12 protein-coding genes are annotated in these 15,496 nt (G+C 33.9%); 5 read left to right on the forward strand and 7 right to left on the reverse strand.

Annotation, left to right across the window (positions count from 1 at the left end; translation table 11 throughout):
• Window positions 1-33 precede the first annotated feature (33 nt).
• The 5 genes from V4538_11915 (at window position 34) to V4538_11935 (ending at window position 5,975) form a co-directional block, all read left to right on the forward strand.
• Window positions 34-603 (forward strand): hypothetical protein, encoded by a 570-nt coding sequence (locus V4538_11915; GenBank protein ID MES2381742.1) that lies wholly within the window; start codon window positions 34-36, stop codon window positions 601-603.
• Window positions 604-698: 95 nt separating this feature from the next.
• On the forward strand, window positions 699-1,940 hold the full coding sequence (locus V4538_11920) for a transglycosylase SLT domain-containing protein (GenBank protein MES2381743.1): 1,242 nt from the start codon (window positions 699-701) through the stop codon (window positions 1,938-1,940).
• 121 nt (window positions 1,941-2,061) lie between these two features.
• On the forward strand, window positions 2,062-4,779 hold the full coding sequence (locus V4538_11925; GenBank protein ID MES2381744.1) for a DNA gyrase/topoisomerase IV subunit A: 2,718 nt from the start codon (window positions 2,062-2,064) through the stop codon (window positions 4,777-4,779).
• Window positions 4,780-4,791: 12 nt separating this feature from the next.
• Window positions 4,792-5,481: a VIT1/CCC1 transporter family protein gene (locus tag V4538_11930; protein ID MES2381745.1), complete on the forward strand. Its 690-nt coding sequence runs from the start codon at window positions 4,792-4,794 to the stop codon at window positions 5,479-5,481.
• 2 nt (window positions 5,482-5,483) lie between these two features.
• On the forward strand, window positions 5,484-5,975 hold the full coding sequence (locus V4538_11935; protein ID MES2381746.1) for a hypothetical protein: 492 nt from the start codon (window positions 5,484-5,486) through the stop codon (window positions 5,973-5,975).
• A 17-nt stretch (window positions 5,976-5,992) separates the two neighbouring features.
• Here V4538_11935 and V4538_11940 read toward each other — a convergent pair whose 3' ends face one another.
• The 7 genes from V4538_11940 to nadC form a co-directional block, all read right to left on the reverse strand.
• A complete protein-coding gene (locus V4538_11940) occupies window positions 5,993-8,155 on the reverse strand; it encodes a helix-turn-helix domain-containing protein (GenBank protein ID MES2381747.1) in 2,163 nt (720 codons plus the stop codon).
• Window positions 8,156-8,235: 80 nt separating this feature from the next.
• Window positions 8,236-9,414, reverse strand: a complete 1,179-nt coding sequence (locus V4538_11945) for an SPOR domain-containing protein (GenBank protein MES2381748.1) — start codon at window positions 9,412-9,414, stop codon at window positions 8,236-8,238.
• A gap of 177 nt (window positions 9,415-9,591) precedes the next feature.
• Window positions 9,592-11,904 carry a UvrD-helicase domain-containing protein gene (locus tag V4538_11950; GenBank protein ID MES2381749.1) on the reverse strand — a complete coding sequence of 771 codons (2,313 nt, stop codon included), beginning with the start codon at window positions 11,902-11,904 and terminating at the stop codon, window positions 9,592-9,594.
• 82 nt (window positions 11,905-11,986) lie between these two features.
• Window positions 11,987-12,649: a DUF4159 domain-containing protein gene (locus V4538_11955; GenBank protein ID MES2381750.1), complete on the reverse strand. Its 663-nt coding sequence runs from the start codon at window positions 12,647-12,649 to the stop codon at window positions 11,987-11,989.
• A 38-nt stretch (window positions 12,650-12,687) separates the two neighbouring features.
• Window positions 12,688-13,590 carry a site-specific tyrosine recombinase XerD gene (xerD, locus tag V4538_11960; protein ID MES2381751.1) on the reverse strand — a complete coding sequence of 301 codons (903 nt, stop codon included), beginning with the start codon at window positions 13,588-13,590 and terminating at the stop codon, window positions 12,688-12,690.
• A 77-nt stretch (window positions 13,591-13,667) separates the two neighbouring features.
• Entirely contained in the window at window positions 13,668-14,546 is an 879-nt protein-coding gene (locus V4538_11965) for an Omp28-related outer membrane protein (GenBank protein MES2381752.1), read from the reverse strand.
• A gap of 94 nt (window positions 14,547-14,640) precedes the next feature.
• Window positions 14,641-15,495 carry a carboxylating nicotinate-nucleotide diphosphorylase gene (gene nadC / locus V4538_11970; protein ID MES2381753.1) on the reverse strand — a complete coding sequence of 285 codons (855 nt, stop codon included), beginning with the start codon at window positions 15,493-15,495 and terminating at the stop codon, window positions 14,641-14,643.
• Window position 15,496 lies beyond the last annotated feature (1 nt).

The following is a 15,496-nucleotide window of genomic DNA, read 5'->3' on the forward strand; positions in this document are numbered from 1 at the left end:
ATTGTACATTATTGCTTTCTAAAATATTTATAAATGAAAAAAACACTCATTACAATAATTACACTTTCAGTTATTTTATTCAGTTCTTGCGAAGAAAAGAAAACAACAACTCCAACAACAACTACCACCACATCAACCACCAGTACTACCTCAACAACTAGTAGTACCAGCAGTGGTCAATTTATAAAAGGAACTTTTGATGGTCAAACCATTAATTTTACTTCATTTTTAGCAGAAAGATCAGAAGTTGATCAACCTTATCCAAAATTGACTATTATTGGAAGCAAAAGTGCAACAGAACAAAATCCAAGAATAGAATTTGCATTAGGACATGTTGGAACAACTTGGCCCAATGATTTGAGTTTTGTTTTAAATTCAACTAACACTTATTATTTTAGATATTATCAAAACGATGTTGTTTTCCATACTAGTAGTATACTAGATGAGCAAGAAGGCTCATTTAATATTAACTTTACTAAATGTAATTTTGCTCCAAATGGTATCATAAGTGGTACATTTAGTGGTTTATTAGCCATTGAAACAGATACAACTAAAATGAAAGTTGAAAATGGTTCATTTTACATTCAGTTAAACGATAAATAATATTCTTAAATAAAAGACTATTTATTTCGTTTGTAGATAACATAGCAAAATTCATTTATCTGAAATTGCTATTTTTGATTTTTTAATAAAAATTAATGCTAAAAAAAATATTATATATAAGTACTCTTGTTATATCTGCAACCTGCCTGCATGCACAAACAATAGTGAGTGATAATGCAGCGTTTCTTGCATCTATTGACTCGAATACTATAAAGCTTAGAAATAAGTTATTTCCGGTTGTTTGGCAAGGCGATTTGAATATATATGGATTTGATGAAAATGAAGTTCCTATTTATTCTGACCAAGACATTAAAGCCAGACTTAATTTATTGGAATCGGAAATTCCTTTAGATTACAACGAAAACGTAAGACCCTACATTGATTTGTACACGGTTAGAAAACGTAAATTATTGGCTAAAGTACTTACTTTATCTAAATTATATTTCCCAATTATTGAAGAAATATTTGATAGAGAAGGAATTCCTTTGGAAATGAAATACCTTGCTGTAATAGAGTCAGCTTTAAACCATGGAGCAACAAGCCCTGTTGGTGCAGCTGGTATGTGGCAGTTTATGGCACCTACGGGTAAAATGTATGGTTTAAAAACTACCAGTGCTTTAGATGAAAGACGTGATTTTATTAAATCAACAGAAGCATCGGTAAAGTATTTTAAAAATTCGTACCGTGTTTATGGCGATTGGTTATTGGTTATAGCAAGTTATAACTGTGGAGTTGGAAACGTAAATAAAGCAATCAGAAAAAGTGGAGGTAAAAGAAACTTCTGGTCTATCATGCCTTATTTACCAAGAGAAACCCGTGGTTATGTTCCAGCATTTATTGCTGCTACTTATGCCATGAACTATGCTTCGGAACATAATATTTACCCAACAGAGTTAGATTTAAATTACCATACTGATACCGTTTTAGTGGATAACAGATATTCATTAGAGCAATTATCGATGGCATTAGAAATGCCTTTGGATGAGTTAAAACAATTAAATCCATCACTTAGAAAAGGTTTTATACCGTTTACGGGTGAAAAAATTTCTTTAACTCTGCCTTATAATAAAGTAATCAAATTCTCATCTATCAATAATTTTGATAATTTAAATTTAGTGGATGAGCACCTTATTGCTTTAGCTGATAAACAAGATAAAAACTATCATAAAAAGCATAAGCAAGAGAAAATTTATTATAAAGTTAAAAGGGGCGACCTTTTAGCCTCTATTGCTGAACAATATGATGTTACTATAAAACAACTTAAAAAGTGGAATCGAATAAAAAGTTCTAAATTGAAAAAAGGACAACGATTAACCATTTATCCAAATAAAGCTTAGTGTAAACTAAGCTTTTTTTATGCACTAAAAGTTGTTATAAAATTCAATAAAATGTTGATAGTACTAAGTATAAATTAAATAGTTTTGTTATTTAAAAGCCATTTAGAAGAATATACAATTCATGGACGAATTAAACGAGAATAAAGAAGAAAATAAAGACGCACAAAATAAGAACGAATACCATGTTGTTGCTGTAAATGGGTTGTATCAAGACTGGTTTTTAGATTATGCAAGCTATGTTATATTAGAACGTGCTGTACCTGCAATTGAAGATGGTTTGAAACCTGTTCAACGCAGAATATTACACAGCATGAAGGAAATGGATGATGGCAGGTATAACAAGGTTGCTAATATTATTGGGCAAACTATGCAGTACCATCCTCATGGCGATGCTGCTATTGGCGATGCTTTGGTTAACTTAGGTCAGAAAGATTTATTGATGGATTGCCAGGGTAACTGGGGCGATATTAGAACCGGTGACTCTGCAGCAGCTCCTCGTTATATTGAATCACGCTTATCAAAATTTGCGCTTGAAGTAGCTTTTAACGGACAAACAACTTCGTGGCAAAGTAGCTACGATGGTCGTAAAAAAGAGCCTATTTCTTTACCAATGAAGTTTCCTTTGCTATTGGCACAGGGAGTTGAAGGTATTGCTGTTGGTTTGGCTACTAAAGTTTTGCCTCACAATTTTATTGAATTAATCAATGCGTCTATTGATTATTTAAAAGGCAAAAAATTTGACTTGGTACCTGATTTTCCTACAGGTGGTTATGTGGATACGGGTAATTATAACCAAGGGCAAAAAGGAGGGAAAGTACGTTGCCGAGCTAAAATTGAAGAGTTTGATAAAAAGACTTTATTGATTAAGGATATTCCATTTGGAACTACTACCACTAGTTTAATTGATAGCATTATTAAAGCGAATGATGCCAATAAAATAAAAATAAAAAAGGTAATTGATAATACGGCTAAGGACGTTGAAATTGAAATTCAATTAGCTCCAGGTGTTTCTCCTGATATTACCATTGATGCTTTATATGCATTTACAGATTGCGAAATATCAATATCGCCTAACACATGTGTAATTATTGACGATAAACCACATTTTATGTCGGTTAATGAGTTGTTGAAAATAAGCACTGAAAAAACACTTGAATTATTAAGACGCGAACTTGAAATAAGAAAAGGTGAATTAGAAGAAAACTGGCACTACGCATCACTTGAAAAAATATTTATAGAAAATAGAATATACAGAGACATTGAGGAATGTGAAACTTTTGAAGATGTAATTGATACCATTTGGCGTGGTATGAATAAGTTTAAGAAGTTGTATATACGTGAATTGAATGAAGATGATATTCTGAGATTGACGGAAATAAAAATTAAACGTATATCAAAATATGATGGTTTTAAAGCGGATGACTATATAGCCCGTATACAAGCCGAGTTGGAACAGGTTAAGAACGATATTGAAAATTTACGTGTTTATGCTATTAAATATTTTGAAAATTTATTGAAGAAATACGGCAAAGGACGTGAACGCAAAAGTGAAATAAAAACTTTTGACGTGATTGATTCGAAAACGGTTGCTATAGCTAATCAGAAATTGTATTTAAACAGAGCGGAAGGTTTTGTGGGAACTGGTTTAAAGAAGGACGAATACATTTGCGACTGTTCTGATTTGGATGATATTATTGTGTTTAGACGTGATGGTAAAATGCAGGTAAGCAAAGTGCAGGATAAAGCCTTTATGGGCAAAGATATTTTGTATGCCAATGTGTTTAAAAAGAATGATGATAGGATGACCTACAATATGATTTATATTGATGGGAAAACCAAAGTAAGTTATGCTAAACGTTTTAATGTTACGGGCATTACCAGAGATAAAGAATATGATTTAACCTTAGGTTCGCCTAATTCTAAAATTCTTTATTTTACAGCCAATGTGAATAGCGAAGCTGAAGTAGTAAGCGTAACTTTAAGTCCATTGAGCCATGCACGTAAACTGGCTTTTGATTACGATTTTGCTGAATTAACCATAAAAGGCAGAGGTGTTCAGGGTAATATATTGTCAAAATATCTGGTTAAGTCTATCAAACAAAAAACAAAAGGTGTAAGTACCATTGGTGGTAGAGAAATTTGGTATGATGATGTAATTGGTAGATTGAATAGCGATGGCCGTGGTAAATACATTGGTAGTTTTTTAAATGATGATTTGATATTGGTAATGTATAAAGATGGAAACTATGAGTTAACCAACTTTGAATTAACCAACCATTACGATGCACCGCAGGTAATGCATATCAATAAGTTTTATCCGGAAAAACCATTGAGTGTTGTGTACTTAGATTTTAAACAAAAAACGTATTATGTAAAACGTTTTTTAATTGAAACAAAAACCATCAATTCTAAATTTTTATTTATTAGCGAAGGCGAAAAAAATACCTGCGTTATAGCATCTGATTTAAAAACACCATTGATAAAAGTATTAACGGGTAAAAACAAAAAAGAAGCCGTTGAAGAAACCATTAATTTAAGTGAATTTATTGATGTAAAAGGATGGAAAGCTATTGGTAATAAATTAGGTGGATCTGAAATTTTATCTATTGAAATGCCAGAAGGTCAAGCAGACCCTGAAGAGGAAAAGACAAACGAAGAAAATACAGAAGAAGTTGTTAATCAACCGGAGTTGTTTAATGATGACTTTATAAAAGAGGAGCAAGAGTTGGTGAAAAAATTGTTGGAGGACGATGAAGAAGAAAAACCAACTAAACCGGCATTGCCTAAGTTAAAGAAAATTACGCCAAAGCCCGACTCTGATCAACCTAAATTATTCTAATAACAAAATAGTATGCACGAAGAAAAACACTTTGAAGGAAGTCAATTGGTTCGCGATATAGTAATTGGTATGAGTGATGGATTGACTGTTCCTTTTGCTCTTTCAGCTGGATTAAGTGGTGCTGCTATTGGTAATAATGTAATTGTTACTGCCGGCTTGGCCGAAATTGTTGCAGGAAGCATTGCTATGGGTTTGGGCGGATACTTAGCAGGGAGAACAGAAATTGACCATTATAACAGTGAAGTAAAAAGGGAATATTACGAAGTAGATCATTACCCGGAACGTGAAAAACAAGAAGTAGCTGAAGTGTTTGCAGAGTACGGTTTAAGTATTGAACACCAAAATATAATAGTGGAAGGATTGGCTAAGGATAAAGACCGTTGGGTTGACTTTATGATGAAATTTGAATTGGGTTTGGATAAGCCTAATATCAATGCGGCACGAAATAGTGCCGCGGCTATAGGCTTCTCCTATATAGTTGGTGGTATTATTCCCCTTTTAGCTTATTTTCCTGTATTTGGTTTAACCAACAGTATGGCTTTGTTATATAGTTGTGTGGTTACGGCTATTAGTTTATTTATATTCGGGTACTTTAAAACAAAAATAATCGGGCAGCCACCATTGAAGGGGGCTATTAAGGTTTTATGTATTGGAGCAGCTGCCGCTGCAAGTGCTTATTTTATAGCAGGCCTGTTTAATTAGTTATGAGAAATAAATTACTCTTCCTATCTATTATAATTATCACTTTTGCTTTACAGTTAAAGGCTCAAAATCCCATTGAAATAGGTACTTTAAATTCGGCAAATGAAGAGTTATTGCTTTCGGGTAAAAACAAATCGGCTTTACGTATAGCTTATATCAGAACGTTTAATGACGGTAGAAAATTAGATTCTGTTTGGGTAGAGAATGTAGGAGGAAGAAAATTTTTATTGATGGCCGGCACACGTATGAATGTAAAGAGCTTAACCGCTGTTAGTATTAGTATTATAAACAATAAAGTTTATGTAGAAAATACTACTGAAGTTAAAACCTGTGCCAATGGCTCATGTACTGCGTGTAGCTTTTTTGTAGAGCATAATAAAGTAGTAGCATGTAAGTGTGAGTCGACAGGAACGGTGAGTAATCATTGTACTTTTAAAGTAAATGATGCTGTTGTTTTTTATACTGTTTTATCGAAATTGAATACGGGGCAATAATAGGATAGAGGGCAGATTTATTTTTTTGCTCTTATATAACTAACGGCCATGCGTATTTGATCAAAAGTTACTTCCTTAGGTAATTCGGCCTTTAATTCACCAAAACGTTCTTTACCATTTTGTAATAATGTGGCAACCTGCTCTATTATTTCTTCTGTTACAAAATCAAGTGCATTTAATTCTCCTAAATCAACATAATGGGCTAAATGTCCACCAATGGTAGATATTGCCATTCCTCTTATACCGGCTATTTCGTCTATTGACTTACCATCTTTGTATAATTTAAAGCTTTCTTCTTTCGAATTTATTTTGGCTGCTTTCTCTTTACTGCTTTCTGTTATTATTTCTGGTATATCAATTACCCCATCTATTTTTAAATCAAAAGAACCCAGTGTAGCGTGTTGAATAGCTGAAATCTTTTTCCAGGTGAAGTTTTTTACTTTTGTTAAATTACTGATGAACTGTTTTGTTTTTTGTTTAGGCCTTAACTGTTCTTCCATATTTTGAAGTGGTTTATAAGCCAGCTCCATTAGTTTTGGTGTAAAATATTGTTTGGCACTTTTTATCCTTTCGCTTAATAATTGTTCATTCAGTGTAGGTTCAGTAATAATTTCTTCTATCCTGATTTTAAATTTGTCAGCTACAATTCTGTGTTCGTTTAAGCTGTGTATAATAGCACCTAGTTGTATTAAGGTCTCTTCTTTCTCCGGAATTTGTTTGGTGGCGGTATAAGCTTCAAACTGGGTAAATTCAATAAGTATTTTTCTTAAGTCAAATGTTTTGTATAATTGAATTAAGCCATATTCAAACTTTGCCTTATCAAGGTTATCTAGTAACTCTTGCTCGTTTGATTGTTTCAATGAAAACTGGACTATCCTTTCATCGCTCAAAATACTGTTTTGGTATATTCTGCTGAGTAATGTTAATCCATCAAAAGTTCTGCATCTGCTCAATGCTACATACACCTGCCCGGCTGCAAATGAAGCACCCGCATCTATAGCTAACCTGTCAAAAGTGAGTCCCTGGCTTTTGTGAATAGTAATGGCCCAGGCCAGCCTGATAGGGAATTGCCTGAAGTTGCCTATCTCTTCTTCTTCAATGGTGTTTTCGTCCCTGTTTAAATTGTATCTTATATTTCTCCAGGTTTCTTTTTCTATTTTTAGTTCATCATCGTTTTCAAAAACGACTACAATATCATCTTTATGTATTGATTTTATTTTGGCTAGTTTTCCGTTGAAATAACGCTTTTCAATGTCGTTTTTGATAAACATTATTTGTGCGCCCTCTTTCAGTTCAAGGCTCTTTTCTGCGGGTAATGCTTTTTCGTTAAAATCGCCAGTAATTTCTCCTTCAAACACAAAACTTTCCGATTCTATTTCTGCCAGTTTTTGTTGGTTCATATTATCAGCCGTTCTGTTGTGTGTGGTTAAGGTTATCAATCCATCAACATAACGTGCAGCCTCAGGGTCGAAACGTTCTTGCAGTAATTCAAAGTCATATTCATCCATATTATTGTGGCGAATATTGTTCAGTAAATTGATGAACTTCTCTTCCTTTTGCCTGTATATTTTAAATAATTCTAAGTGGGCAGGATTTAATTCTGCGTAGGCTTGAGAGCTAAAGAAAAAAGGGCTTTTGTAGTATTGGCTTAAAAGCGACCATTCGTTATCAGTAGTTACGGGTGGTAACTGATACATGTCGCCAATAAATAACACTTGTACACCACCAAAAGCTATTTGGCTACGTTTATAATACTTGAGTGTTTCTGAAATGCAATCAAGCATATCAGCACGTAACATACTTACTTCATCTATAATGAGTAAATCAAGTTCGTTAAGTAATTCAATTTTTTCACGGTTGAACTTTACGTTTTTAAAATGGGTAAATTTATTAACGTAATCTATTTGTCCAAAACCATGATTCCCATCTTTAATAAAAGGTAAAAAAGGAAGTTGAAAAAATGAATGCATGGTAACGCCACCTGCATTAATAGCGGCTACTCCTGTAGGGGCAACAACTACCATTCGTTTGTTACAGGTTTGTTGTATATGTTTTAAGAAGGTGGTTTTACCTGTACCTGCTTTACCTGTTAAAAATAAACTTATGTTGGTGTTTTTTACAAGGTCGCTTGCTAGGTTAAAGGTTATATTGTCGTTATCAGTAGTATCAATGTCACTCATTCTCTACAATGATAAACGAATTATATAAATGCTTTTAAACATTTAATATACCAATAAAATAAGGATTGTTTGTGATTGAATTATCGGGCTAATAAAATCCATGCATCAGGATTTTCGCTTTCATGAATAGTATTTAAAGCGATGGTACTTGCATTAAAATCATTCAATTTTTTATAGGTTACAAAAAATTTAATATCCCTTGATTTGGTTTTTGGATTGGCTATTAATTCTGCTTCCGGGTAACCTTCTTTGGTTAGCTCCTGCAATAATTTATTAGCACGTTTTTCTGTTTCAAAGGCACCTGCAATAATGTAGTAGGATGATTTTTCTGCAATGGTTGCTGTTAATACTTCTGTTACTATTTCGTTTATAGGTTTGCTTTCTTCTGTAACAGTAATTGGTTTAGCAATTACGCTATCCATATTGGTATTATCAGGAGTATTATTTATAGCATTGCTATCTATTATAATATCTTGAGCAGGTGGGGTTACAGGAACAGCTTTTTCTATAACTGTAGGAGTAGGCGTAATAGTTTCTGTTGCCGACTTAAAGTTATTGTCGAACCAAGTTTTTATGGTAACGCCTAAGTTTAATTCGTTGTATTTATTTCTGATAGGGGTTAGGCTTCCTTCTTGCAAAAAAATATAAGCATTTAGCGCTAATACTAAAACCAATACGGAGCCAATAGCAGTAAAGGTTAAACCTCTGCCACTTCTTTTTGATTTTGTTTTTGGTAAAACTGCTACATTATCATTTACTACTACTTCTTCTTCAGTGGTTGGAACAATAGTTTCAGTATAATTGGTAATTATTTTACTGGTTTTAGCATCACTACCAGTATTTAGTCTGATAGGTTGTAAACCAAATGAGTGGAGTAAAAAGTTGGTGTTTTTCTCAGGTGTAAAAACAAGGTTTCTATCTACGTTATGGGTAAAAACACCTAATCCTGATAAAACAATTTGTCCGTTATAGTTCAGTAAGTGATCAAAATTGGCTACTTCTGTTTCTATAATTTTGATAGCGTCAACGTAATTTATTTTTAAGTAATCGGCTACTTTGGTCGCTAAAAGACCATCGTTTAGTTTTAATTGCGCATTAAAAGTAATGGTTTTTGTTGGCGGATTAATGACCATAGAAACAGGGTCAATAGTAGCACTTTGTTGGTGCGCTAAAAAGCCTCCCAAGTTTGGAACTATTACACAATTGTGGTTGTACAATAGGCTATTAACTAATGACCATATATTAACTTCTACCTGCATCTATCTTGATTAATTACTCAAATATAACGTATGCAATATAGTAAAAATGCCTAAGCTATCAACATTTACGTGTAAAAAGTTAATTGCGACTTTTTGTTGTTTGGTTTACAAGTACTAATACGGTGGAAAACTTGTTAGCTGTTTACCTATTTAAATGAATTTGACTGACTTTTGTTTTTAAAGCAATTTGAGTTTGGCAAATTTTAGCACAATCATTTTTTTTCCAAAATTTTCAAATTCAATTTCGGCTTTTTTTCCATCGCCAGCTCCATCTAAATTGATGACCATTCCAAATCCAAATCGTTGGTGTTCTACTTTTTGGCTTAATTGTATTTTGCTGGTATCGTCTCCTATAAAATTAGGGTCGCCAGCTGGAGGAGGAGCAACCGTTGTTTTGGGTTGTGTGGTAAATTTTTGTCCTACTGTTGATGTGGCCGTTTTTGTTGCAGGTAAGCCGGGTTTACCAAATCGAGAGTTGGTATTACCATAGCTACCACGTGGCGATGAACCTATGCTATCGCTACCTTTACTGAATATAGCATCCATTTGCAGGTATTGTGGGTTTAACTCACTTAAAAACCTACTGGGTTCGCAATTACTAATGGTACCAAATTTAAACCGACTTGTGGCAAATGAAAGGGTCAGTTTTTTCATGGCTCTTGTTACGGCCACATAAAATAGTCTTCTTTCTTCTTCTAGTTCTTGTCGGCTGTTTAATGAAAGTTGTGAGGGGAATAAATTTTCTTCTAAACCTACAATATATACATGTTTAAATTCAAGTCCTTTTGAGGAGTGAATAGTCATTAAGGTTACTTTGTCTCTATCGCTTGGGTCTTCGTTGTCGGCATTGGTTAGTAAAGCAATGTCTGACATATACTCTTCTAAAATACCATATTTTTGTACACCATCATCATCCACACTATCGTCTACACTAAACTCTTTTATACCATTTAATAACTCTTCAATGTTTTTATAGTGAGCAATCCCTTCTACCGTTTTGTCTTCATATAAAGTTTTCAATAATCCTGTTTGTGTGGCAATATGCATAGCTATTTCATAAGCCGGTTTCTGCAACATGGTTTGAAAACTTTTAATCATTAACACAAAGTCGTTCAAAACATCACTCCCTTTAAAACCAAATTCTGCTGAGCGTTGTAGTGTGTCAAATAAACTAATATTGTTTTCCGAGGCTATAACGGTTAATTTATCTAAAGTGGTTTTACCAATTCCTCTTGTTGGGTAATTGATAATTCGTTTTAGTGCTTCTTCGTCATTGGGGTTAAGTACTACTCTGAAATAGGCTATTATGTCTTTTATTTCTTTACGCTGATAAAAACTAAGTCCCCCATAAATTTTGTATGGAATATTCATTTTGCGTAAAGCTTCCTCCAATGAACGACTTTGGGCATTTGTTCTATACAAAATGGCAAACTCATTGTTCATGGCGTGTGTATTCATTTTTTCCTGAAAAATGCTGCCGGCTACCATTCGCCCTTCTTCATTATCGGTTAAAGCTCTGAGTACTTTAATTTTTTCTCCTAAATCGTTGGTGGTAAATACTTTTTTAGGTATTTGGTCTTTGTTCAGTTTTATTAAATCGCCTGCTGCCTCCACTATGGTTTGTGTACTTCTATAGTTTTGTTCCAGTTTAAATACTCTGGTATCAGGGAAATCGCGTTGAAAGCCTAAAATATTGGCAATCGTTGCTCCCCTGAAAGCATAAATACTTTGTGCGTCATCGCCTACCACTGCTACATTTTGATGCACAGCTGAAAGTTTTTTTATAATAGCGTATTGGGCTTGGTTGGTGTCCTGAAACTCATCAACCATAATGTATTTAAACTGATGTTGGTATTTGTGCAAAACATCTGCATGGTTACGGAATAACTCAAATGTTTTTAAAAGAAGGTCGTCAAAATCCATGGCACTGGCTCTGAAACAGCGCTCTTGGTACATTTGAAATATTTTACCAAACATAGGTCTGCCACTGCTTTCATCAAATGAGGTATTCTCATCATTGGTTATGTATTCTTTTGCATTAACCAAAGCATTTTTAGCGGCTGAAATACGGCCTAATACACTAGATGGTTTATATAATTTATCGTCAAGCCCTAGTTCTTTAATAATGGTTTTGAGTAAACTTTTAGCATCATCGCTATCGTAAATAGTAAAATTACGTGGGTAGCCAATACGTTCACTTTCTACTCTTAAAATACGTGCAAAAACACTGTGAAATGTGCCCATCCAAAGGTTACGTGCTTCATTGCCAACTACGGAATGAATTCTTTCGCGCATTTCTTTACTGGCTTTGTTGGTAAATGTAAGGGCTAATATATTAAAGGCATCATTGCCTTGTTTTAAAATATGTGCAATTCTGTAGGTAAGTACTCTTGTTTTTCCTGAGCCTGCTCCCGCAATAATCATTACTGGCCCTTGGGTATTTTCAACTGCAGCACGTTGACTTTCGTTTAATAAACTTAAATAATCCACGTTGGCAAATTACTGTTTTTGCTTTGGCGGTTTTCAACAACTTTTAATAGTTTACCGTTGTTTTAAAAATAGGTGTTTTTATTTATTGGGTAAAAGCAAATTGTAAAATATTAGCACCCATTTTAAGCGCTTGTTGTCTGGTTGCTTCAGGGTCGTTGTATATGTCCTGGTCTTCCCAACCATTGCCTAAATCGCATTCGTAACTATAAAAACAAACTAACCGACCTTTATACATTAAACCAAAACCTTGAGATTGTTTTCCCTCATGCTCATGTATTTTGGGTAGGCCTTTATTAAAATCGAATTTCTGGTGGTAAATAGGGTGTGACCAAGGCAGTTCAACAAACTCCAATTCCGGAAAAACTTTTTTCATTTCGCGTCTGAAAAATTTATCTAAACCATAATTATCATCGGCATGGAGGAAACCTCCTGCTATTAAGTAATTGCGCAGATTTTCGGTTTCTTGTTTATTAAAAACTATATTACCATGACCTGTTAAATGTATGAGCGGGTAATTGAATAAATCTTTGCTTCCCACTTCTACAATATCTTCTTCAGGCCAAATGGCCAGCTTTAAATTATCGTTACAAAATTTAATCAGGTTGGGTAACGATGTTTTATTAGCATACCAATCACCACCACCATTGTATTTGAGTTTGGCAATTTTTACACTTCCTGTTTGGGTAAAGGATAAAAGTGTAATACTGAAAATAATATAAAGGCTGTACTTTATAAGTTTAAACATTTGTGTTGTTATGTTGAAAGGGAGCAAGGTAGTAAAATTTATAATTTTCCCCGTGGATGAAAACTATTTATTACGTCATGTAGATACTCTCTGCTGATGTGGGTATAAATTTCGGTAGTTGTTATACTTTCGTGCCCTAGCATTTGTTGTACTGAGCGTAAATCGGCACCTGCATCAACTAGGCTTGTAGCAAAGGAGTGGCGCAGGGTATGCGGACTAATGTTTTTATTAATTTGTGCTTTTTGTGCCATTTCTTTAATCACTAAAAAAATATAAACTCTTGACAGGCCTTTACCACGCCTGTTTAAAAAAATAATATCAGTACTGTTTTTATCTATGTTTAATTTATTGCGTACGGAGTGTAAATAGATATCAATTTCTTTTAAGGCTCTTTTTGATATGGGCACTAGGCGTTCTTTGTTGCCTTTGCCTATTACTTTTATAAATTCATCGTTCCAAAAAATATCTGATATTTTTAAACCTGTGGTTTCACTTACCCGTAATCCGCAGCTAAACATTGTTTCTATAATAGCATGGTTGCGTGTTCCCTCATCGGTGCTTAAATCAGCAGTAGCAAGCATTAGGTCAATTTCATCAACACTTAATGTATCGGGTAGTTTGCGTGTTACTTTCGGGCTTTCTAATAATTCGGCAGGATTTATTTTTATTAAATCTTCTAAAAGTAAATATTTATAAAATGATTTGATACCGCTAATGATACGGGCTTGACTGGTATTGTTTATACCTAACTCGTTTATAAAACGTAAAAACTCCCGTAAGGTATGTAATGTAATATCTTGTGGTTGTAGCGTAAGTTCTTTAGCGGCCAAAAATTGACAAAGTTTTTCTACATCATGTATATAGGCTTCAATGCTATTTGGGGAAAGTGATTTTTCTAGTTTTAAATAGGCATTAAAGCCAATTAGGTATGAGTGCCACATATGCTTGAACAATGATAATAAAAAAAGCCGATTCTAATTATTTAGAATCGGCTTTTTCTTATTTAGCATACAAGTAGTTATTCTACCGGTAATTTAACTTTTTGACAGTTCATTACTTCTACTACATTGGTTGTTCCAACTTTAGTATGTTTCCAAACTATAACTACTGCACTCATGTTAGCTTTGTTCCAGTAGTTAACTGAACCAACCGGTGTAGTAAGAGGAGCTGAACCCATGTGTACTTTTTCTATAATTGTTCCTGCATCTACTTTACCTGCTTTAATTTCATCTCCAAAAGCACTTGTTGAGAATTTACCTCTTAATACTTCATCGTGTATATAGTTTTGTACTATTTTGCCGTTTGCTATCTGGTGGTATTTAACACCATCTTCCAAAGGTAATACAGCCACTTTGTACTGACCGCTATCAGCAGTAAGGAATTTTACTCTTGTTTTTATATTGTAAATACCACCTGCATTAGTAGCAGTAACATTCATACCAACTATAGGAGCTGGAGCAGAAAATGTGTTTACATAACTGCTGGCATTGGCTTGGGCTGTAGAACCAGAACCGCTGAATTTAGCATTTGGTGGAATTAAAAATGTAGGTGCACTATAGCTTCCGCTTGATATAATAAGTTGTAATAATTCGCCACCTGCAGGAGCATTATACATACTATCATCTTGAGGAGCATTACAATGTACTGCTACGCCTATAACTTTACTTTTTAAGTTTAAATCTTTTGTTACGGCATTGTAGTTAGGAATACCTAAAGAACCACAAGGATTACATTCGCTACCGGTATAATAAAGGAAAAGAGCTGTTTTTGTAGAGCTAAATACTTCTCCATTTCCAGTTGAATCGTCCTTTTTAGAATCGTCTTTTGAGCAAGATGATAAAATTAGACTTGCTGCTGTAAAAGCAACAGCAAAAGTTTTTAGTGTAAAATTTTTCATTTCTGTTTTAGTTAATTTATAGTTAATTATACTTTAACAATGTAATTAAAAAAAAACTGAATAAGCAAGTAAAATTTTACAACATGTTCAATTATTACATAACTTTTAAACTCAAATCAATACTTTTTGCAGAGTGGGTTAAGGCACCTACCGAAATATAATCAACTCCCGAGGCTGCAAAATCGGTTATGGTAGCTTGTGTAATACCACCACTGGCTTCGGTTTCGTATTGTTTATTAATAAGTGTTATTGCTTCTTTAAGTAATGCAGGGGTAAAGTTATCAAGCATTATTCTGTTTACGCCCCCTTTGGCTAATACTTGTTTTACTTCGTCTAAACTTCTTGTTTCTATTTCTATTTTAAGGTCTAAATTATTTTGCTTTAGGTATGCATGTGTTTGGTCAATAGCTTGTGCTATGCCTCCTGCAAAATCAATATGATTATCTTTCAACATAATCATATCATATAAACCTATTCTATGGTTATAACTACCACCAATTTTAACTGCATACTTTTCAAACAAACGCATGCCCGGTGTAGTTTTACGTGTATCTAAAACTTTGGTATGGTAATCTTTTAAAAGGGTACTTATGTTTTTACTTTGGGTGGCTACACCGCTTAATCGCTGGCAAAAATTTAATACCAAACGTTCCGCTGTCAGTATTGAAATTGATTTTCCTTCTACTGTAAAAACGGTATCGCCCTTTTTTATGCTATCACCATCTTTAAAAGTAGTAGTAAAAATTAATGAGCTGTCAACTTGTTGGAAAATATATTTAGCCAATGGCAATCCGCAAATAATGCCATCGTCCTTGGCTGTACAATAAGCAGTACCTGTTTTACCGGCACTAATACAAGCTAACGAACTGTGATCGCCTGAGCCAATATCTTCTCGGAGTGCAATATTAATAAGTTCTTGCACATCGGCTTGTTGTAATAAATTTTCCATT

Source organism: Bacteroidota bacterium, from assembly GCA_040388375.1.
Lineage (GTDB): Bacteria > Bacteroidota > Bacteroidia > UKL13-3 > UKL13-3 > JAAFJM01.

Excerpts from the sequence above, each read along its gene's own strand:
- V4538_11945 (MES2381748.1), bottom strand. The coding sequence starts at position 9,414 with ATGCAGGTAGAAGTTAATATATGGTCATTAGTTAATAGCCTATTGTAC.
- xerD (MES2381751.1), bottom strand. The coding sequence starts at position 13,590 with ATGTGGCACTCATACCTAATTGGCTTTAATGCCTATTTAAAACTAGAA.
- V4538_11915 (MES2381742.1), top strand. The coding sequence starts at position 34 with ATGAAAAAAACACTCATTACAATAATTACACTTTCAGTTATTTTATTC.
- V4538_11965 (MES2381752.1), bottom strand. The coding sequence starts at position 14,546 with ATGAAAAATTTTACACTAAAAACTTTTGCTGTTGCTTTTACAGCAGCA.
- V4538_11920 (MES2381743.1), top strand. The coding sequence starts at position 699 with ATGCTAAAAAAAATATTATATATAAGTACTCTTGTTATATCTGCAACC.
- V4538_11930 (MES2381745.1), top strand. The coding sequence starts at position 4,792 with ATGCACGAAGAAAAACACTTTGAAGGAAGTCAATTGGTTCGCGATATA.
- nadC (MES2381753.1), bottom strand. The coding sequence starts at position 15,495 with ATGGAAAATTTATTACAACAAGCCGATGTGCAAGAACTTATTAATATT.
- V4538_11935 (MES2381746.1), top strand. The coding sequence starts at position 5,484 with ATGAGAAATAAATTACTCTTCCTATCTATTATAATTATCACTTTTGCT.
- V4538_11955 (MES2381750.1), bottom strand. The coding sequence starts at position 12,649 with ATGTTTAAACTTATAAAGTACAGCCTTTATATTATTTTCAGTATTACA.
- V4538_11925 (MES2381744.1), top strand. The coding sequence starts at position 2,062 with ATGGACGAATTAAACGAGAATAAAGAAGAAAATAAAGACGCACAAAAT.
- V4538_11940 (MES2381747.1), bottom strand. The coding sequence starts at position 8,155 with ATGAGTGACATTGATACTACTGATAACGACAATATAACCTTTAACCTA.